The 20735-nt window shown below is 40.1% G+C and carries 16 protein-coding genes and 1 tRNA gene; 6 read left to right on the plus strand and 11 right to left on the minus strand.

Annotation, left to right across the window (positions count from 1 at the left end; translation table 11 throughout):
* The first annotated feature begins 370 nt into the window (after positions 1 to 370).
* Positions 371 to 1327: a helix-turn-helix domain-containing protein gene (locus tag I7804_RS00740; RefSeq protein ID WP_022756816.1), complete on the plus strand. Its 957-nt coding sequence runs from the start codon at positions 371 to 373 to the stop codon at positions 1325 to 1327.
* Between the two features lie 77 nt (positions 1328 to 1404).
* Here I7804_RS00740 and I7804_RS00745 read toward each other — a convergent pair whose 3' ends face one another.
* Positions 1405 to 2595, minus strand: a complete 1191-nt coding sequence (locus I7804_RS00745) for a glycosyltransferase family 4 protein (RefSeq protein WP_248404438.1) — start codon at positions 2593 to 2595, stop codon at positions 1405 to 1407.
* Between the two features lie 253 nt (positions 2596 to 2848).
* The gene (locus tag I7804_RS00750; protein ID WP_248404440.1) at positions 2849 to 3859 is read right to left on the minus strand and encodes a GTP-binding protein; all 1011 of its coding nucleotides are present in this window, start codon (positions 3857 to 3859) and stop codon (positions 2849 to 2851) included.
* 227 nt (positions 3860 to 4086) lie between these two features.
* Between I7804_RS00750 and I7804_RS00755 the strand changes: the two genes are divergently transcribed.
* Positions 4087 to 5127 carry a DUF3089 domain-containing protein gene (locus tag I7804_RS00755; RefSeq protein ID WP_022755540.1) on the plus strand — a complete coding sequence of 347 codons (1041 nt, stop codon included), beginning with the start codon at positions 4087 to 4089 and terminating at the stop codon, positions 5125 to 5127.
* Between the two features lie 115 nt (positions 5128 to 5242).
* Here the strand turns inward: I7804_RS00755 and I7804_RS00760 are convergent, their stop codons facing one another.
* On the minus strand, positions 5243 to 6517 hold the full coding sequence (locus I7804_RS00760) for a hypothetical protein (RefSeq protein ID WP_248404442.1): 1275 nt from the start codon (positions 6515 to 6517) through the stop codon (positions 5243 to 5245).
* 274 nt (positions 6518 to 6791) lie between these two features.
* On the opposite strand from I7804_RS00760, the gene I7804_RS00765 reads away from it, so the two are divergent.
* Entirely contained in the window at positions 6792 to 7436 is a 645-nt protein-coding gene (locus I7804_RS00765) for an SDR family NAD(P)-dependent oxidoreductase (protein WP_248404444.1), read from the plus strand.
* Positions 7437 to 7496: 60 nt separating this feature from the next.
* On the opposite strand, the gene I7804_RS00770 is transcribed toward I7804_RS00765, so the two are convergent.
* From I7804_RS00770 to I7804_RS00780, 3 genes are all read right to left on the minus strand, one after another.
* Positions 7497 to 8084, minus strand: coding sequence for an LPXTG cell wall anchor domain-containing protein (locus I7804_RS00770; protein WP_248404446.1), 588 nt, complete (start codon positions 8082 to 8084; stop codon positions 7497 to 7499).
* An 86-nt stretch (positions 8085 to 8170) separates the two neighbouring features.
* Complete coding sequence (locus tag I7804_RS00775; protein ID WP_278246774.1) at positions 8171 to 9109, minus strand: nucleoside hydrolase; 939 nt, start codon at positions 9107 to 9109, stop codon at positions 8171 to 8173.
* Positions 9110 to 9501: 392 nt separating this feature from the next.
* The gene (locus I7804_RS00780; protein ID WP_248404448.1) at positions 9502 to 10365 is read right to left on the minus strand and encodes a DegV family protein; all 864 of its coding nucleotides are present in this window, start codon (positions 10363 to 10365) and stop codon (positions 9502 to 9504) included.
* 242 nt (positions 10366 to 10607) lie between these two features.
* Here I7804_RS00780 and I7804_RS00785 point away from each other — a divergent pair, with 242 nt between their 5' ends.
* The 3 genes from I7804_RS00785 to I7804_RS00795 all read left to right on the plus strand — a co-directional run bounded on the left by I7804_RS00785 (position 10608) and on the right by I7804_RS00795 (position 16031).
* Positions 10608 to 11924, plus strand: a complete 1317-nt coding sequence (locus I7804_RS00785; RefSeq protein ID WP_248404450.1) for a Mur ligase domain-containing protein — start codon at positions 10608 to 10610, stop codon at positions 11922 to 11924.
* A 521-nt stretch (positions 11925 to 12445) separates the two neighbouring features.
* Positions 12446 to 14500 carry an endo-1,4-beta-xylanase gene (locus tag I7804_RS00790; RefSeq protein ID WP_248404452.1) on the plus strand — a complete coding sequence of 685 codons (2055 nt, stop codon included), beginning with the start codon at positions 12446 to 12448 and terminating at the stop codon, positions 14498 to 14500.
* A gap of 172 nt (positions 14501 to 14672) precedes the next feature.
* On the plus strand, positions 14673 to 16031 hold the full coding sequence (locus I7804_RS00795; protein WP_248404454.1) for an MATE family efflux transporter: 1359 nt from the start codon (positions 14673 to 14675) through the stop codon (positions 16029 to 16031).
* A 121-nt stretch (positions 16032 to 16152) separates the two neighbouring features.
* Here the strand turns inward: I7804_RS00795 and I7804_RS00800 are convergent.
* The 5 genes from I7804_RS00800 to I7804_RS00820 all read right to left on the minus strand — a co-directional run bounded on the left by I7804_RS00800 (position 16153) and on the right by I7804_RS00820 (position 20718).
* A tRNA-Pro gene (locus tag I7804_RS00800) sits at positions 16153 to 16226 on the minus strand.
* A gap of 394 nt (positions 16227 to 16620) precedes the next feature.
* Entirely contained in the window at positions 16621 to 17559 is a 939-nt protein-coding gene (locus I7804_RS00805) for an ABC transporter ATP-binding protein (protein ID WP_027207161.1), read from the minus strand.
* Positions 17549 to 18679 (minus strand): ABC transporter ATP-binding protein, encoded by a 1131-nt coding sequence (locus I7804_RS00810; RefSeq protein ID WP_027207162.1) that lies wholly within the window; start codon positions 18677 to 18679, stop codon positions 17549 to 17551. Before I7804_RS00810 ends, I7804_RS00805 begins: the two co-directional genes overlap by 11 nt.
* Positions 18680 to 18686: 7 nt before the next feature.
* Complete coding sequence (locus I7804_RS00815; RefSeq protein ID WP_110072640.1) at positions 18687 to 19781, minus strand: ABC transporter permease; 1095 nt, start codon at positions 19779 to 19781, stop codon at positions 18687 to 18689.
* Between the two features lies 1 nt (position 19782).
* A complete protein-coding gene (locus I7804_RS00820) occupies positions 19783 to 20718 on the minus strand; it encodes an ABC transporter permease (RefSeq protein WP_248404456.1) in 936 nt (311 codons plus the stop codon).
* Between the last annotated feature and the right edge of the window lie 17 nt (positions 20719 to 20735).

Consider the following 20735-nt stretch of genomic DNA (forward strand, 5'->3'; position numbering starts at 1 on the left):
ACTAATTGTATAATTTTATATCAAATAGCTATTATATCATTCCAGCTAGATCATGCTGGATCAGACGAACATTTATTACATTTTCAATTGTATGGTTATATGGTCATTTATTCACTTCATTTCATCCACAAAAACTATGCATTTTCAACCATAATAAAATCAAAATCACCAACCATTGTCTATTATTTACTAAATTTGTTAGTGATTTTTGTTGATTATCATGTTTTTACCTGCATTTTTAATTTAATATACAATAAATTATTTTGATTTTCGTTCATTTTTTCGGTCAGAAATGCATTATCGAAACTTTACTTTATTTTCCGTCATATTATATACTTGATAGTGAATTCACATGGAGGTATTAGACAATATGCCCAAATCAAAGCAGCAAACAATAGAATTCAGAAGCTATGATCTACCGGAATATTTTCCGGTATTACTTCTTTCAGGAGAACAGTGGAGGATCTCTGATATTCCTTCAGGTACTCTTCATTTTCATAACTGCCTTGAAATAGGACTATGCGAGACAGACAGCGGTACCATGGAATTTATGGGTGAGAAGCGTTCATTTCACGCGGGAGATGTCACCATCGTAGCCAACAACATATCCCATACCACATATTCAGATCCGGGATGTGCCAGCAAATGGTCCTATATATTTGTTGATATACAGTCTCTTCTTGAGCCTTTATTCCCTTTAAGCGCTCTGGAGCACTCAGCAGAGCTCAACAAGATGATCCACAACTATTATGGGATACTTCCAAGGTCAGAATATCCCGATATCTACAACCTTGTAACAGCCGCGATCTGCGAACTTAGAAGAAAAGGCAGCAACTATGAGTTCTCAGTAAGAGGTTTACTTATGGCGCTCATAGTCAAGCTTTTCCCTATATACAAAGAGTATGAACTAACAGCAAGCGAGCATCCTCACGAGAATGCCCTTGTTATCGCACCTGCTATCGACTATATCCAGGAGCATTACATGGAAGATTTTGTAATGGAAGATCTGGCAGCCATGTGTTCCTTGTCACCAACTCACTTCAGGCGCTTGTTCACTGCTATAGTCGGGGACGGACCACTTAGATACCTTAATCACATCAGAGTTCAGAAGGCATCTGTTCTTCTACGCACAACAGAGATGCCTATTCTCAACATTTCTGATGAAGTAGGTTTTCACTCATTATCAAGTTTTAATCGTCATTTTCTGGAAGATTTTGGAGAAGCGCCAAGAGACTGGCGCAAGAAAGTTGTTGCAACTCAGAGCCGTTCCATCATGAAGTTTGCCGGCTGGATGGTTCCTCCATCAGTAAGGCAGGGAGCACGATAAGAGCCGCATAGACGGTTCAGCATACACAAGGTCTTTACATGGGTGTGCTGAACCGTCAAGGTAGATAGTAGCTATATCTATTTTTCGGGATTGATGTATGGTTTTATTATTGGGGCGTAGCTCATGGGGCCTTCGTTTGGGGCTATGTATTCTTTATCTTTGAGAATTGCTGTGCAGAAGTCTATAAGGCGTCTGGCGGCAATGTTGCTATTCCACAGGTCCTTGATCGTATTGTAGGCGTTATTGCCAAACTTCTGTTGTTTGGATGGGTGTCTGACCAGATCTTCTGCCTTATTCAGGAAGCTTTGGAGGTCTTCTGCATTGTAGATGTAGCCGTTCTCTCCATCTTTGATAAGATATGGGACTGCGCCTGCCATGGAGCCTGCTACAACAGCACAGCCTGCATTCATAGCTTCATTAACAACAGCGCCCCAGCCCTCAAGGTTGTTACTTGTAAACAGATATATATGAGCCTCTTCCATCATCTGTCTTACTCTGCCCGGAGGGAGAAAGCCGTGGAAGGTCACAACATCAGTAAGTCTGTTCTCATCGACATAGTAGTGAAGATCATCCCCCATCTCTCCGTCTCCAACCACATCTATATGAAATGAATAGTTTTTCTCCTTTAAATATGCAGCAAGTTCAAGGGCAAATTCCGGATGCTTGACACCGTCCATGAACCTTCCGGCCCACAGGATACGTGGTGTCTTGTTGTCCTCCATCCTTTTCATATTCCTCATCTGCTCTTTGGTATATTCTCTGTATTCAGGAAAATATCCCCATCTAAACATTTTATTAGGATATGCACCTATAAGAGCAAAATCAGAGGCAACATAGGCTCCGTTACAAAGCATATATACTTTTTTATTTCTAAATCTGATATGTTCTTTGTATTTTGAGATAAGGCCTTTAGGGGATATTGCCTTCCACTGACCTTCTCTATATATCCTTTCGCTCATCCGAAGTAGGAGTTTTCCGCTATCAGCTCTTTTAAGACAAGCTTCCCTTACTTCATCATTCTCAGTCCATCCAAGCATTACTACATCAAAATCATTAATTGCATTAAGAGTGAATATCTTGTCATTATCATAGATCTTAAGATAAGTCAGAGATGACACATCAACACCCCATCCCATGCGAACTCTTTCCTCTTCCATAGGCTGGGTCTGAACAAATATAAAATTCTCATCACCAATTATCCTCATAATAGCTTCGCACAGAGGGATCTGGTGATGATTGATATAATTCGAAACAAATAGGAATTTCATAATATATAGAGCGTCTCCCAAGTTGTATTTAGGATAGAGCCGACATGTGCAACTTGCATTTATGTCAAAATCCTATATTATATTGTATCACATCTGCTATATAGGCCAAAATTTCATAAAAAATGTGTAGAAACCCTTGCAGCCATGGCGATTCAAAAAAAATAGTTTTTTCTGAATCTCCAAGGCCGCAAGGGCTGGTGTATTTTTTGTAAGTAGAAGAAGCGATTATTAAATTAGACATCAAACTTCGCACTTATTTTAGCAAATTTTCAAAATCTGCTGTAGGAAAGTAATTGTTTATCTTATCAGAGCTTAGATTCTCTCCTATGACTATGATTACTTCCTGGGCATTAGAGATATGATTTATACTTAGCTTTTCTCTTGTTGCATTAACTTCTATATATCCTTCAGCACCATCTTTGGCGAAGCCTTTGATCCTGATGATGTGTCCGCATTTGGGATCATTAATAGCTTTATCAATACTACTTATAAGCTCATCTTTTGTAAGCGTGACTCCAAACAGATACAGATTTGAAAATGAACCGCCATCATTTCCTAAAGCACCGGAGCCTGTCATGGACAGCTGCTTTTTTTCATAATCTCCATGTACATAGCCTGCCGAAGCTATCCTTCTAAAGTCATCATCTGATAGCCCATCTGCCTTTTTATTAATAAAAAAGTTATCAAAAGCTTCAGCTGATCTGAATATATCCTGCCTCTTAACGCCTATTCCAAGTAAGGCAGTTCTGATATGCTCTTTGACTTTTGTGATCTGCTCATCCGATACATCTTCTGTTTTGGACAATACTACTATTCCCGCATCAGCTATTTCAGATGCAAGGACATAATCTGCATCTTCAGAGAGGTTATCTTCAAGATCTGCAGATGCTATCGCTATGACACTGCCTATCTCATACCAGTTATCAAGGGGAGATTCATAAAGGGTATCAAAAAATTCATCCATATCAAATATCCCGGAAGGCTCAATGATAACTCTTTGATATCCTGACATAGCAAGCGTTATGAGCTTGGTCTTAAGTCTTCTTTGGTGAGCTTCTCGTCCGTCACCTCCGACTATCATCTCAACGCCGCACATGTCGCTTCTTATGTCTTCAAGCAGCGCTACATCTACATTAACAGCACCGTAATCATTTTCAAGTATGCATATCTTGATCCCCTGATCATTCAAAAATCTGACATACTTTTTTATAAATGTTGTTTTGCCCGAACCAAGGAATCCGGTTATGAGATCAACTTTAATCATTATCTTTCCTCGCAATTCATCAACAACTCACTACTGCTAATGATATCATAATGCAATGATTATCGGCATCTAAATAGTTGTCATTATATTGTTTGTTTATTGATATTTTATATCCAAAATATGGTACACTTTATATTATCAGTATATTTTTTATTATTAGTACTAAAACCACTACCATGTATTTAGTTAGTATGACTTTTTTCAAATATACGAAAGGCAGGTATTTTATGAAGAAAAAAATATCACTGATTCTGTTATCACTGATCGTATTATTTACTATCTATCCGCACATAGCTATCAACGCATATGCCGTCAATGTCCTTCCATTTACAAGTTCTCTTGACTATTCCAGACAGGATAACTGGCTATACGATGGAGCCTATCCCGAAAACAGCGTAGATGTATTCATAGTTGCTCCTACTGTTGATACCAAAAGTGAGACCAATTCTGCGATCACTCCGGCTTTTAAAAAGATCTTCAGAAATGCAATGAATCAGCAACAAGCCATATATGCTAATACTGCAAGAATCTATGCTCCTTATTACAGGCAGGCTTCTATAAATGTATATTCTATGGAGGATAGCGCTGCAAGAGATACAGTTATGAACAATGCTTACATGGATGTCTCTGCAGCATTCAGATACTATCTGGAGCACAAAAACAACGGACGTCCACTGATTCTGGCCGGTTTCTCTCAAGGTGCAGACATGTGTTACAGGATACTTGAAGAGTATTACGGCGGATCAGGTGAAAGAGCATCCTATCTTAGAGATAACCTTATAGCTGTATACGCTATCGGCTGGTGCATGACAGAGGATATGATCTTGAAGTATCCTCAGATAGTCCCCGCTACAGGCGAGACAGATACCGGCGTTGTAGTAAGCTATGACTGCGAAGCATTCGGCGTTACAGATACGATAATAGTCCCTAATGGCACAAAAGCGATCTCTATAAATCCTCTTACCTGGAGCACAGATACAGCTCCTGCCGACAGGTCACTCAATAAGGGCAGCGTAACTCAGGACAGTAAAACAGGTGCTATCCTCTCAGTAGATCAAGGCAGATACGGGGCCTACATCGATCCTGTAAGGGGGACTCTTATTGTAACTGATATAGATGTAAATGAATATCCTCCGGTACTTTCTATTTTCCCGGAAGGAAGTCTTCACCTATATGACAATTTCCTGTTTTTTGTAAATCTTCAGGAGAATGTCCAAAAGCGTACAGAGGCTTTTCTTCAGAAAAAAGCTACAGATAATGCTGCATAAGTTCATTAAGCCATAAATATTTTTCCTAAATCAAAAACTTCCCACTATGACAAAAACAGCTCCAGAAGATGGAGTCAGTTTGGCAAGTGAGAAGTTTTTATTTCTTTATCAAAGCTTAGTCCAGAGTACTATAAAATGAATCTATGTTTTCTTCAGGAAGCGCTACCGGATCCCATCCGTAATCCTGATAAGATGTGATATTAAGGCCATTTGCAGCCACATAGTTAGCGATTATCTGAGCTCTTATCTCTTCTCTTACATTTTCATCTTCGCCGTCTTTTATAAATGTATCATACAGATCGCCAAATATCTTCTTGGCACTCTCATCAAAGTCAGCGCCATCTTCTACTATATCCATAGATATAACTTCATAACCTTCATCGGTGCTCTTAAGATGTATACATCCCGGATATGAACCACCTGATGTACACTCAAGCACGTCTCCATTAAGATTATAATTGAAGATCCAGAAGTTGCCATAAACCTTGATATCATCCTTATCAGATTCATCTTCTGATATGATAACAGGGCAAGGGATGCATACGTCATAATCTGAATAGCCCTTAGACAGTTCATCGATCATATAATCATACAGTACAGTATAAAAAAGTTCCGGTCCCGGATATTCATAAGCCGGCACTTGGCTGCTTGAAGACGCGCCTCCTACAGGCTGGAATTCTATAACCTCTACATTATCAAGTTCTGCAAAAAGCTCGTCAAAGCGGCTCTTAGCAGTTTCCTCATCATAATCCTCAAACTGACTGTTGCAGGTCTTATAATAATATGTGTCGTTGCCATCTGTGTCATAGCTGACATATGTCTCTTCAAGCTCGACCATATTTTCGCTATCAATTGTATACTTGGTCATAAAATGGTTGCCGCCAACGTACAGATTGCCATCCGCTACTTCTAACGGATATGCAGTTCCACCTGCGCATACACTTCCAAGATATTGAGGGGCTCCATCTTTATAGATAAAAATGTCTGCGTCTATAGCCGCATAAATTCCCTCTTCCCATTCATAAGTTCCGCTCGACACAAGTAGTACATCAGCATCACCTATAGTTACATTAGCATATCCCTTACCATCTTCAAGCTTATCTACTATCTGAGTGAAGGTATCACAGCCTGATATATCCACGGAAGATTCCTGTGATGGAGCCTCATATACATCAGATACATTGAACGATGAAGGATCATAAGAGCTATCATCAGTTTCATTAGTAGCGTCGCTTGCAGATGAATTATTATCTTCAGCAGAATTATCAGTCACGGCATTTTCAGAAGCCAAAACACCAGCATCCTCTTGACCTTTAGAACCAGAGCACCCCGGAAGGACGAGTGCCACTGACAGACACATTGCAATACTACTTAACATTTTCTTTTTCATATACTATTCCATCCTTTCTATATTAAAGTATTTGTAAGGGTCCAAAGGAACTTTTGACACCTACCTCATTATATACCCATACAATTTTTTAGCCAAAAATAGTATACCTATCAGTTTGAAACTTCCTGATATCTTATAGCAATTGCTTCCGGATCATTTTTTACTTATTATAAAATATATAACTCAGTCTTCCTGCTTATAAGTCAAGAAGACAAAGATTGTAATAATAGAAGCAAATCAGTCACTTGCTTTGCTCGCGACATGAGGTTAATTTATGAGAATACTGATTACGGGAACCAGTCAGGGAATAGGCCTTGCATGTGCCAGGAAGTATGTTTCAATGGGACATGAAGTTATAGGTTTTGACATACAGGATACAGATTTTAAGGACAGCTATTATACTCATATGATAGTTGATATCACAAGCGAACTTCCTGACATAGACAATGTGGAGGTTCTTATCAATAACGCTGGAATTCAGGACGGCCCAGGTGTGATTGATACCAATCTAAAAGCTACGATAGCAGTTACAGAAAAATATGCTTTTACAAACAGCATACATTCTGTCCTATTCATGGCTTCGTCAAGTGCATCAAACGGTGCGGAATTCCCTGAATATGCTGCCAGTAAAGGCGGCGTGGTTACTTACATGAAAAATACCGCACTAAGGCTGGCCAAGTACGGAGCTACATCTAACAGTATATCCGCAGGAGGAGTATATACTCCACTCAATTCTCATATCATGGATGATCCGGATCTTATGGAGCAGTGCCTTAATGAGACTCTCCTGCACCGCTGGGCATCGGCTGACGAGATCGCAGAACTTGCTTACTATCTCACCAATGTCAACAAAAGTATGACAGGTCAGGACCTTCTTATCGACAACGGTGAACAGCTAAAATCTAATTTTATCTGGTAAAAAAATCGGCACATCCATCTACATTTATGGATGTGCCGATATACTTATAAAAACCTTCTCTTATTCTGCTGTTCTTGTTTTGTAATCTATAAATCCGCTTGGGAGTACTTTTACACATGCAGCTACAAGGAAATTAGCAACAAGTTTATCTACATAGTCAGTTACAAGCTGTGTAAGGAATGCACCTCCAAATAGTTTGAGTGCTGTCTGTGACAGAGCCTGTACTACAAATGTAGTGAATACAGCTGATGTAATTCCAAAAAGAAATGTCTCAATGCATGCTGAAAGCATAGATGCAGGCAGCACTACAAAAAAAGTCTTCCAAAGAATCGAAACCGGATCTTTTTTCTTGTTTCTGAACAAAAATCCTGCGATCACACCCATAAGCACACCGCTAAGTGAGAAGTATATAGCATATACATCTCCTGTAACGCCGCATATAAGTCCTCCTACAAGTGCTGTAAGACCGCCTGCTACTGGTCCAAGTGTAAATGCTGCAAGCATTGTTCCTATGCTGTCAAGGAATATAGGAAGGCTTAGCACAAGAGCTATCTTGCTTCCTACGATGTTGATCGCTACAGCTGCAGCGATAATTGTCAGTTTTTTTACGTTGTATTTCATTTTCATACGCTCCATTTTTAACCTCATGTCACGAGCTAAGCGAGTGGCTAATGGTTCAAATTGATGGAGCTCGCGCCATCAATTTGGGTTTGAAAGTGGAACACTTTCAAACTTTAATATAAAGAAAGTATCCTGTTAAGAAACATATCCCAGAAAGCATCAACGTCCACATCTGTATAGACAAGTGCATTGCTTGTCTTACGATAAAAGCCCATAGAATCCACTACGGTCTGTCCAAGGCTTATGCCACCGGTCTCTACATCTGTATAAGCTTCAATACCTTTTAAAATTCCGGGATCTATAAACTGCGCAACAGCCAAAGGATCATTTATCACACATCCCCTAATGTGCTCCCATTCCCAGTGGAATTTAAAATAAAACCAGGTAATCTTCTCTATAAAGTCTCCGACTTTAGGATTTGCCTTTTTCATATCTTCAAGGATATTTGGTGTAAGCACTATCTTCCTTGTAACATCAAGACCGACCATTTCGATCATGCGTCCATTTTCATAGAGAGTGTTATACACAACCTTAGCACTGTCAGGGTCTTCCCAATAGTTGTACTCTGCAACAGGAGAGCAATTGCCATGGCTTCTAAAATTGCCTCCCATAGACACAAGTCTTTCTATAGCAAGAAAAGCATCAAGATCTTCATCGATCAGCTGTGCCAGATTGGTCAAAGGACCAAGTGCCACAACAGATACATTCCCTTTTCTCAAGGTCTCTTTAAGAAAATCTACTGCGCTCTTAGAAGGAATAGACTGTCCTTCAACTTCCGGCAGGAAACTCTCGCCAAGTCCGTCACTTCCGTGAGTATCAAGAGCATTGACATAGTCTCTGACTCTAGGCTTGTCGGCGCCTACATACACAGGCACATCCAGCCTTCCAAGGAAGTTCAATACTTTCTTGGCATTCTCAAATCCCATCTTTGAAGGAGCGTTACCGGCAACTATCGTAATACCGACAACTTCTACCTCAGGGCTTTGCAAAGCCAACATTATAGCAAGTGAATCATCAATTCCGGGATCGCAGTCAATAATAATCTTCTTCAAAATAAACCTCTCATCGCGCTTGGATAACGCATAAAACTTTTTTGGAAAAAAAGCGTGCGCCGCTAGGCGCACTAAAAAAGTGGCCCTGCATATATGCAGAACCACTTATAGGACATATATTATCGCATCTTTGTTCTAATATAAGAGTATGTCATAACTCTTATTAAAACATGCTATAAAAACGGCTTTATTTCCAACTTATCCTAACGTAGTCCTGGTTTTGTTTATCGACAGGAAGGTACAAATGAACTGTCGTTGTTGCGGATTGTATTCTACAACAATTCGTTAATTAATACAAGAGTTTTTTATACTATGTTTTTATAAGTTCTAACTCAGACTTCCCACTTGGACGGCTTTTTAAGGTTTTGCTGTCCTTTGGCAACTCCGTCACCTTATCTCTCTGTACCCCAGAAGAAAAGTCCCAGCATTCCCGGGCCTACATGAGCGCCTGAGAATGGTTCGTGTGATGCTATAGTAACTTTTGCAGCAGGATTTATTTCCTTAACAAGTCTTTCGAGAGTCTTGGCATCTTCAAGGCAGTCACCATGAGAGATACATACAGTCTGATCGGGAGTATCCATTCTCTTTTCCTGATATTTTTTTGCAATTGCAGATATAGAACTGTTGCGACCTCGAACTTTGGAACAGGATATGATATGTCCTGTCTTGTCTCCAAAGAGGATAGGCTTGATATTAAGAACAGTTCCGATACTTGCTGTTACACCGCTGACACGTCCGGTATTTTTGAGGAAGTTAAGATCATCCACAGTAAAATACTGACAGGCATGAGGCACTGCCTCGTCAACTATCCTGGCAGCTTCCCTTACATCCACGCCCTGACGGCTCAAATCTGCCGCTTTCATGGCTAGAATTCCACTACCAAAACCGCATCCCTGGGAGTCAACAATATGAACAAATCTCTCCGGATACTCCTCCATAAGTTCATCAGCGGCATTTATAGCAGCGTTATAAGTTCCGCTTATTCCGGAGCTCATGCTTATATATATGATATCGTGGCCCTCTTTGACAAGAGGTGTGAAGTGCTCAAGGAAAGTTGCTGTATTTAGAAGGCTGGTCTGAATCTTATCGCCTTTTTTTAATCCCTCATAGTATGCATGTGCATCAAAAGATTCCAGATCTCCTGTATATGTTTTGGATTCTCCGTTAACAAGATAGTCACAGGGCAGGACATTTATGCCCTCAAGTAATTCCTTAGGAAGATTGGCACTGCCATCGACAAATGTTAAAAAAGCCAAGGTTATACACTCCTTTATTAATCTTTTTCTTCTTATCATAAAAGACTCTATTCTTTAATTCAAGCTTGCTTCAAATTTTTTGCCTTATAAAGTTCTGATGCAACTAGCGTTTTCCAGGTGATAGACTTACCGGCGTTATGATACGTATCAGGTCAGATGGTGGACAAACTTTCCAGATATGATATGATTTTTGAAGCGATATTTTCATATACGCAATAATATTTCGAAAGAAGGATATCTTTATGAATATATATATAGCCGGAATCTCCGGAACAGGCATGGGGCCTCTTGCACTTATGGCCCGCAGAGCCGGTATTAATGTCTATGGCTCAGATAGAAGCTATGGTGCTATTGCACCCGAACTTGAAAAAGCAAACATAGAATACTATGTCGGTGAGCAGGATGGAACATATTTTAAGCAAAAGATGAATGAAGTGGGAATCGACTGGTTCATCTATACTTCTGCACTTCCAAAAGATCACCCAGAACTTGTTGCTGCTATAGAAAGCGGCATAAAAGTATCCAAAAGAGATGAACTTATCGCAAAACTCGTCAATGACCTTGGTCTTAAAATGGTAGCCGTTGCCGGAACACATGGCAAAACTACTACTACATCAATGCTTGTATGGGCTGTTAATAAGCTTGTAGATGACAATAACCACCCTATCCTTCCATCTTCATACCTTGTGGGAACAACACTGGGATTTGCTCCCTCTGGTTCTTATAAGGAAGGGGATGAATTCTTTATCTATGAAGCTGATGAATATGACAGGAATTTCCTTAACTTTGATCCATGGCTGTCTCTTATAACATTCGTTTCATATGATCATCCTGACATCTACAAGACAAGAGAAGACTACGAAGATGCTTTTTTAAGATTTGAAGATCAGTCATCTGAAGTCATCTTTGGAACGCCGGATGCTGCAAGACATGCTATTGATCATTTTGAGAAAGCTAGCAAGGCATTAAATATCATCAAAGGCATTAATAAAAATATAACTATTTCTGGAAATGCAAGACGTGAGGATGCTACAACAGCTTTTGAAGCAATAAAGAGAATGCTTAAAGCTACTGGCAAAAATGTTCCTGATGAGAAGATTGCTGATGTACTAAACAGCTTCCCGGGCGTTGGAAGACGTTTCGAACGTATTACAGATGGTGTATATACAGACTATGCTCATCATCCTGAAGAAGTTAAGTCAACAATTCAGATAGCCATAGAGGAAGCTGCTAAAACCGGCAAAAAAGGCGTTGTAGTAGTATATCAGCCTCACCAGAATACCCGTCAGCATGAAGTTCGCCATCTGTACAAGGACGCTTTTGACGGGGCAGATAAAGTTTACTGGCTCCCCACATATCTCACAAGAGAGGATGAATCCTTAAGGATAATAACCCCAAGCGAATTCATAGATGATCTTAACGTCAAAGATAAAGCACAAATAGCCGAGCTTGATGATGACCTGTCAGCAAATATCAAAACTCATCTAAGTGAAGGTTATCTTATAATACTTATGACCGCAGGTCCTGCAGATCTGTGGCTAAGAAAAGAGTTCTCTTAAGCTACGATGCCCCCTGGTGACGGAGGTAAGAGACCATTTTAGGACACAAAAATGGTTCCTTACCTCCGTCACCAGAGGGCATTTCTTCGCACCCAAAGATCATTTTGCTCTTGCAACCATACATAAATCGATTTGTTTTTACAAACTTTTACATTGTTCTTAATATTGTCGTTTTTTCACAAACAACCATGTATATTTTTAGTATACTTCCACAATAGCGCAAAATCCCTTATTTCACGCCGTTTTACCCCATATTCTCAAATGCTTTTGTGCAACATATTCAAAATCATATTACACGTTTTGTTGCAAATGTTCAAATTGTCAATATCTATATTACATTAATCGCAATATGTAGAAACAAGAGCGCAATTTTTAGGAAGTTCGAAGCATTGATTGTTGCTAGAATGAGGGTGCTCGAGCACAGTAACATTCTAAATTCAGGCCTTATTACAGATGCATCTGTTATATACGCCTGACACTTCTTTTTACAACTCCAAATCAAACAGGAGGGGGATTACAAAATGCAAAAAGCAGCTAATAAGTTATACAGCATCGTTGCAAAGATCATGCTCATGCTGATTCTGGTATGTGCGACAGCTTCTGTATCCACGATAAGTGCATATGCAGCACAGGATTCTCTTTTAAGCACTTACGGAGCCACTTACGGTTATTCCGGAACATGTATCAATCTCTACCAGCTCAAAGATGCGAATACACTTGCTACATTAAAAAAAGATTATAACAGTATCACTCTTGAAAACGAGATGAAGCCGGATGCTCTTCTTGGCGGATCACCTACTCTTATCTCAGTATCACAGGCCAAAAGCCAAGGTTACTACATCCCTGACAACTACAAAGAAAGCTATGTTCCAAGGATCAACTTCAATACAGTAGATGAAGTTATGAAGATCTGCTACAACAATGGTCTTAAGATGAGAGCTCATACTCTTGTATGGCACTCCCAGACTCCTTCATGGTTCTTCAGGAATGGTTTCAATGCAGGATCTGGTTTTGTTAACTCATCCACAATGGATGCCCGTCTTGAGATGTATGTTAAGACAGTAATGAATCACGTATATACAAACCAGTACGGAAGCGTTGTATATGCATGGGACGTTGCCAACGAGATCCTTCACGCTTCTAACTCAGGATGGGAAGCAGTCTATGGCAGCAACAAGACCAACGCTTCTTATGTCAAGAAAGCTTTCAATTATGCTTATGACACACTTTCATACTTCAAACTTACAGATTCAGTTAAGCTTTTTTATAATGATTACAATACGTACATGGAAGTCAACGACGTAATCAAACTTGTTAACTATATCAATGATGGCAGAAAAGTCTGCGCAGGTGTCGGAATGCAGTCTCACCTGGGAACTAATTTCCCATCAGTTGATTACTATACAGCTGCACTTAAGTCTTTTGTAAATGCAGGTTTTGAAGTTCAGATAACAGAGCTTGATATCACCAACAAAGGTGATACAGATCTTGCAAACTACGCATACAACCTTTTCAAGAACATCAACAGCATCAAGAAAAGCGGTGGTAATATCTCCGGTGTTACATGGTGGGGACTTTCCGACAAGACAACATGGATAAGCAATGCAGCTCCTCTTCTTTTCTACACACCAGGTAATGCTAAGCCTGCATACTCCAAGGTTATCCAGGCATACAAAGAAGTAATAGGACAGGGATCTTCAACGCCATCCCCTACTCCAACACCTACACCTTCAAATAACAACCAGACAGCTACTATTGAAGACGGATGGTACTATATCAAAAACACACTTTCCCAGAAATATCTTACAGTAGATGCTGATAACGCAGATGGTTGGAAGAACGTTGTCATCAAGACAGGTTCAGGAGTTGATGGTCAGAAATGGTATGTTACTAATACTTCAGACGGATATATCACTCTTACAAACAAGCTTGGCAATGTAATGCTCGACGTAGCTAACGGTGAGAACGATGACGGAACCAATGTAGGTATCTACAGTGCATACGGCGGAACAGCTCAGCAGTTTATAGTCAAGAACACTGATGTAAGCGGCGTATATACAATCGGAACCAAGTGTTCTGATGCTGCAAAATATCTTGATGTATACGAAAAGAAAACAGATGATGGCACAAATGTATGCCAGTGGACATACAACGGCGGATCCAATCAGCAGTGGCAGTTTGAGAAGGTAAATAACGGCAGCTCTCAGACACCAGCCGAAACACCTTCAGAAACTCCTGCAGAAACTCCTTCCGAAACTCCTGCAGTTCCGGAGCAGGAACAGCCTGCAGCTACAGGCCTTAGCGTTGAATATTCCATCAACAACTGGGGCAGCGGATACCAGGTCAACTTCAAGGTATCTAACACAGGAAGCACAGTTAATACATGGACAGTAGTTGTAAAAAAGAGCGATGTTAATATCACAGCAAGCTGGAATGTTAATATCGAAGAACAGGGTGACTACTATGTGATCACTCCCGTAGAATGGAACTCCACTATTCCGGAAGGAAGTAGCATAGAATTCGGCGTTCAGGGTAGCGGATCAATCGGAACAACAATAGAAACTTCTGTACACTAAAATAACACCAAGGGACGGAGTCAGCGGTTCATTTCTTGCAATGCAAGAAATCCGCTAACTCCGTCCTTTTATTATTTCCACTAAGAATGTTTTGGGTTTTATATCGATTCTTTATATGCCATCTGAACAAAATCATGTTATACTGTCTAGGTTATTAAGGAGAGTAAAAAACATGTCAGAACAAAGAAAAGAAAACAAGATGGGCGTAATGCCTGTCAAACAGCTCATTATCTCAATGTCCCTGCCCATGATGGTATCTATGCTGGTGCAGGCTCTTTACAATGTTGTAGACAGCATCTTCGTTGCTAAGATCAGTGAGAATGCTCTTACAGCTGTAACACTTGCATTCCCTATGCAGAACCTGATGATAGCACTTGCATCAGGAACAGGTGTTGGTATCAATTCATTATTATCAAGATCACTTGGTGAAAAAAAATATGACAGATCTGATGCTGCCGCTAATACCGGAATACTACTTACTATCATGAACTTCGTTGTATTCCTTATTATAGGTATTTTCGGTTCCAGAGCTTTTATCGCTTCACAGACAAGCGACACTGCCATCATCGAAGACGGCGCAGCATACCTTGGAATAGTTGCTACCCTGTCACTTGGACTCTTCTGTCAGGTTACATTTGAAAGGCTCCTTCAATCAACAGGAAGAACAGTATATAGTATGATCTCTCAGCTGACAGGCGCTGTTATCAACATCATCTTCGACCCTATCATGATCTTCGGTCTTCTTGGATGTCCCAAGCTCGGAGTTGCAGGTGCAGCATATGCAACAGTACTGGGTCAAAGCATAGCAGCTGTTGTAGGACTTATACTTAATATCAAATACAACCATGATATCAAGATCAAACTTTCTAATATATTTAAACCCAAAGCTGAAATCATAGGACAGATTTATATGGTAGGAGTTCCTTCCATCCTCATGATGTCAATAGGATCAATCATGACTTATCTTATGAATCAGATTCTGATTGCATTTTCAACAACAGCAGCTGCTGTATTTGGCGTATATTTCAAACTTCAGAGTTTCTTCTTCATGCCTATCTTTGGTATGAACAATGGTGTCATACCTGTTCTTGCTTACAACTATGGAGCCAAAAACAAAAAGAGAATTGATGATTCTTTAAAATTTGCATTTGCTCTTGCTATTACTATCATGATTGTCGGAACCATAGTATTTGAGCTCATCCCGGGGGCACTACTAAAAATGTTTGATGCATCAGATGATATGCTTGCAATAGGAATACCGGCACTTAGGATCATAGCCGTACACTTCCCGGTTGCTGCTGCCTCAATTGTTATGGGCTCCATATTCCAGGCCTTTGCCAAGAGCATTTATTCACTGTTCGTATCCATAGGCAGACAGCTGGTGGTACTTATACCTGTTGCATATCTGCTATCACTTACAGGCAATCTTAATGCAGTATGGCTCGCCTTCCCTATATCTGAAGTAGTCTCATTTATCTTATCTTTGGTATTTTTCAAAATTGTATATAGCTCAACTGTAAAGAAAATGTAAGAAACACAAAAGACTGTAATATATACCTACAATGTACATATTACAGTCTTTATCAATATGTCAGCGATCTAAGGCTTAAATCAATCCGTGGATAAAAAAGAGAAATTTGAGCATGAAAAAATCGGGGTGACAGGATTCGAACCTGCGGCCTCTACGTCCCGAACGTAGCGCTCTACCAAACTGAGCCACACCCCGATAGATAAAATATAGATTTATATACAACGCTCTGATATACGAGCGATACCACGCTATATATAAACGAAAGGATACTGCACTGAAAGGGTGGAACAATATAAATCGTGCTGCAGCGCATCTGTAAATCATCCGAAGTACATGAAGCCCGCTTTGAAATCCTTTCGGTATTGCTGAGACATCAATAAATCAAATAAAAATCATAGACAATTCAAAAAACATCCATCTCAACAGCATTTAGAATCATACAACAAGTATGTATGCAGTGTCAAGCACTTTTTTAGTAAAAGTGGATATAAAATCTTCTGAAAATCATATGATTGTGGGTCATGATCTTATATCCACTTTTTGATAAGCTTATTGATGATATTATGTCATAAACTACGAATATGCACTATTATCCCTTAGTCCATGCCTTAAACTCATCATCCGTACACTTAACAAAGTGAGTTCCGCTTACCAGATGCTCTGTACCCTTGTTATAATCTATTCCCGATGTCTTGTAGTCATAGCTTATAGCTTCGCGGTTCTTTTCAAGCTCAGGGTTTGGAATAGGAATCGCAGACAGAAGACTCTTTGTATAAGGGTGAACAGGGTTATTAAATATCTCGTCAGTAGTACCTGTCTCTAAGAGGTGTCCCAGATGCAGTACTCCTATCCTGTCAGATATATACTTAACCATTGAAAGGTCATGAGCTATGAACAGATATGCTGTTCCGAGCTCTTCCTGAATATCTTTCATAAGGTTTACAACCTGAGCCTGGATAGATACGTCAAGAGCTGATATACACTCATCCGCAATTACAAGCTTTGGATTTAAGATAAGTGCTCTTGCAATTCCAACTCTTTGTCTCTGACCACCAGAAAACTGATGAGGGTAGCGGTCTGCATGTTCTTTGGCAAGGCCTACCTTTTGAAGGATCGCTTCTACTTTCTTATCTCTTTCTAACTTACTCTTACATACGTGATGAATATCAAGAGCTTCACCGATGATGTCCTTGATCTTCTTTCTTGGATTAAGAGAAGCCATAGGATCCTGGAAGATCATCTGCATCTGAACACGGAGATTTTCTTTGGTATGCCTATTCATCTTTCCGGATATATCCATTCCGCAGAAGTTTATCTTACCTTCTGTGGGATCATATAGCCTTATGATACTTCTTCCTATTGTAGACTTACCTGAACCTGACTCACCAACAAGTCCATATGTTTCGCCAGGATATACCTTAAAGCTTACATTCTCAACAGCCTTGACTGTATATGTAGAGCTTACGGGGAAATACTGTCTAAGTCCCTCTACTTCAAGAAGAGGCGCTGCATTATAATTAGCTGACATGTGCCTTGGCCTCCTTTTTCATTCTTTCTATTCTAGCCTTAAGCTCCTGCGGCATCTCAACCTTTGGAGCTCTCTTGTCAAGAAGCCATGTAGCTGCTGAATGTGTTTCTGTAATCTTGAACATAGGCGGCTCAAGCTTATCATCTATCTCAAGAGCATAGGCATTTCTTGGCGCAAAGGCATCACCCTCTTTTTCATGAAGAAGATTTGGAGGTGAACCAGGAATTGTATAAAGTCTGTCATCATCTGTGCCAAGGTCAGGCATAGCTGATAAGAGTCCCCATGTATACGGGTGTCTTGGATCATAGAAGATCTCGTTGATATTACCAACTTCTACGATCTTACCTGCATACATAACGTTGACATAATCAGCAACTTTGGCTACTACGCCAAGGTCATGTGTGATGTAGATAACTGCAATATCTCTCTCCTTTTGAACCTTCTTGATAAGCTCAAGGATCTTGGCCTGAATATTAACATCAAGAGCTGTAGTTGGCTCATCACAGATAAGAAGATCCGGGTTACAGGAAAGCGCTATAGCAATAACGACCCTCTGTCTCATACCACCGGAGAGCTGATGAGGATACTGCTTCATTCTCTTTTCGGCATCTTCTATACCAACTTCTTTTAAAAGCTCAACTGCTCTTTTATAAGCATCCTTCTTGTCGATCTTGTAGTGCCAGAGCATTCCTTCCATGATCTGCTTACCAATTGTCATGGTTGGATCAAGACTGGTCATAGGATCCTGGAATACCATGGCTATCCTGCGGCCATTGATGTGCTTTCTGATCCACTTTTTATCCTTCTTAAGAATGTCAGCTTCTATCCACTTTGCTGTCTCATCTTTGTCAGGATTATAGTCGATCCCGCCTTTATTATCGCGGTATCTGTAGATGATCTCTCCAGAGTTAACTACTGCATTCTTGGCAAGGATTCCCATGGCAGCGCGCATGGTTACTGACTTACCAGAACCCGACTCACCAACGATAGCAACAGTCTCCCCCTGATACAGATCTATATTCACACCGCGGATAGCATGTACATCTCCAGCGGTTGTCTTAAAGGTGATGTCAAGATTTTTGACATCAAGTATTTTTTCTCGTTTCTTTTCTTCACTCATGTCGCAGTTACATCTCCTTTAACTTAGGATCAAGAGCTTCTCTGAGTCCATCAGCCACCAGGTTAAAGCTCAGCATCAGAAGTGCCATCACAACAATAGGCGGGATGATCTGATAAGGATGAGTTGTAAAACTGTTGAATCCTTCAGAGATAAGTGATCCCAGTGAACATCTTGGTACAGGAATTCCAAGTCCGACGAATGACAGGAATGCCTCTGTGAAAATAGCTGTAGGAATTGAGAACATAACCTGTGTGATGATAGGTCCGATTATGTTAGGAAGTACCTCACTAAAGATTATGTGGAGGTTACCTGCTCCAAGGGTTCTTGATGCCAGTACAAACTCCTGCTCCTTGAGTTTTAGCATCTCAGCTCTGGCAATTCGGCTCATGCCAACCCATTCAGTCAGCATCAAGGCTACGATGATCGTGATCATACCTGGCTTAAATACCAAAAGAAGAAGTGTTACGATTACCAGCCTTGGAATACCATTGGCTATCTCAAGTATTCTCTGCATCACCATATCCACTTTGCCGCCAAAGTATCCTGAGATAAGGCCATAACTCATTCCAATGATCATATCGATGATCGCAGCTGCTACTGCGATTATGAGTGAAACCTGGGCACCGGACCATGTCCTTGTCCAGATATCTCTTCCGAAATTGTCACTTCCAAACCAATAGAAAGTATCCGGAAGCTTTTTTTCAAAATAGTAGTTAACTGTCTTGGTTCCTGATGTAGTCTTGATATTCTCATGTCCGTCAAAAAAGCCTGTGTACTCAACAATAGGGATTCTTGGCGCAAGGTTTTTGAGTTCAAGATTCTGTCCTGAGTATGTGTACTCATTCATTACAGGTCCTACGAATGCAAAAAAGATAATAACAAGAACGAAGATAAGACCAAATACAGCGCTCTTTTTGCGTTTGAATCTTGCAACTACTTCTTTCCAGAAATTCTGTGATGCAAAGTTTGTATCCACAAAATCATCTGCTGTTTTTCCCTTTAATCTGAAATCAGATTCAACTGGGACGTAGGGCTTATTTTCAACCACTTTAAGTCCTTCTGATACGTAGGGCTCTTTTTTTAATGCTGAAATTTCTGACATATCAGTCGCCCTCCTTTGCCACACGGATTCTAGGATCTATTACGCCGTAGAGAATATCTACAACCAACATGATACCTATGTACATTGCTGAATATATAAAGCTAAGGGCTATAACGACGTTATAGTCATTAGACTGGATTGCGTTTACAAGAAGTGATCCAACTCCAGGTATTGAAAAAATCTTTTCTACAACAAGTGAGCCTGTCATAAGATCAACAACAAGTGGTGCTAATACTGTGATAATCGGAATAAGAGCATTTCTGAGGGCATGGGCAAATACCAGCTTATTGCCAGAAAGACCCTTGGACTCTGCAAGAAGCATGTAGTCTGAACCAAGTACTTCGATCATCTCCGCTCTTGTGAATCTGGCTATGGAAGCCATGGTAAACATTGAAAGTGATACGGAAGGAAGTACGCTTGAGCCTACAACATCTTTTGCTGAAAAGAGCATTGGAAACCATCCAAGCTTAAATCCAAACTGATAGGAAAGCGCCAAGGCAAATACATATGAAGGAACTGATACACCGATTACTGAAATAACGGTTGCAAGAGTATCCCATACTGTATCTCTTTTAAATGCAGCCAGAAGTCCCAATAAAAGACCTACAACTGCACCGATCAAAACCGCAGCAAATCCAACTCCAATTGAAATGGGAAGTCTTGACGCAATAAGCTGCGTAATAGGTGTGTTTTTGGAAATCTTATAACTAACCCCAAGGTCGCCTTTAAACATATTGATAACATATTGAAAGAACTGAATAACAATGGGCTTATCCAGGCCATATTTTGCATATAGAGCAGCCCTTTGTGATTCGTTGAGCTTCTCATCATTAAATGGAGAGCCAGGCATAAGCTGCATCAGTATGAAAAGAATAAGTGTTATGGCCAGCAATGTGAAAACTGCTGTGATTACTCGTTTTAATACGTATTTTTTCATAGTTGTCCCATAAGATA

Source organism: Butyrivibrio fibrisolvens (genome assembly GCF_023206215.1).
Taxonomy (GTDB): domain Bacteria; phylum Bacillota; class Clostridia; order Lachnospirales; family Lachnospiraceae; genus Butyrivibrio; species Butyrivibrio fibrisolvens_C.

Coding starts and splice junctions, on each gene's coding strand:
- I7804_RS00740 (WP_022756816.1), top strand. CDS start 371: ATGCCCAAATCAAAGCAGCAAACAATAGAATTCAGAAGCTATGATCTA.
- I7804_RS00745 (WP_248404438.1), bottom strand. CDS start 2,595: ATGAAATTCCTATTTGTTTCGAATTATATCAATCATCACCAGATCCCT.
- I7804_RS00750 (WP_248404440.1), bottom strand. CDS start 3,859: ATGATTAAAGTTGATCTCATAACCGGATTCCTTGGTTCGGGCAAAACA.
- I7804_RS00755 (WP_022755540.1), top strand. CDS start 4,087: ATGAAGAAAAAAATATCACTGATTCTGTTATCACTGATCGTATTATTT.
- I7804_RS00760 (WP_248404442.1), bottom strand. CDS start 6,517: ATGAAAAAGAAAATGTTAAGTAGTATTGCAATGTGTCTGTCAGTGGCA.
- I7804_RS00765 (WP_248404444.1), top strand. CDS start 6,792: ATGAGAATACTGATTACGGGAACCAGTCAGGGAATAGGCCTTGCATGT.
- I7804_RS00770 (WP_248404446.1), bottom strand. CDS start 8,084: ATGAGGTTAAAAATGGAGCGTATGAAAATGAAATACAACGTAAAAAAA.
- I7804_RS00785 (WP_248404450.1), top strand. CDS start 10,608: ATGAATATATATATAGCCGGAATCTCCGGAACAGGCATGGGGCCTCTT.
- I7804_RS00790 (WP_248404452.1), top strand. CDS start 12,446: ATGCAAAAAGCAGCTAATAAGTTATACAGCATCGTTGCAAAGATCATG.
- I7804_RS00795 (WP_248404454.1), top strand. CDS start 14,673: ATGTCAGAACAAAGAAAAGAAAACAAGATGGGCGTAATGCCTGTCAAA.
- I7804_RS00805 (WP_027207161.1), bottom strand. CDS start 17,559: ATGTCAGCTAATTATAATGCAGCGCCTCTTCTTGAAGTAGAGGGACTT.
- I7804_RS00810 (WP_027207162.1), bottom strand. CDS start 18,679: ATGAGTGAAGAAAAGAAACGAGAAAAAATACTTGATGTCAAAAATCTT.
- I7804_RS00815 (WP_110072640.1), bottom strand. CDS start 19,781: ATGTCAGAAATTTCAGCATTAAAAAAAGAGCCCTACGTATCAGAAGGA.
- I7804_RS00820 (WP_248404456.1), bottom strand. CDS start 20,718: ATGAAAAAATACGTATTAAAACGAGTAATCACAGCAGTTTTCACATTG.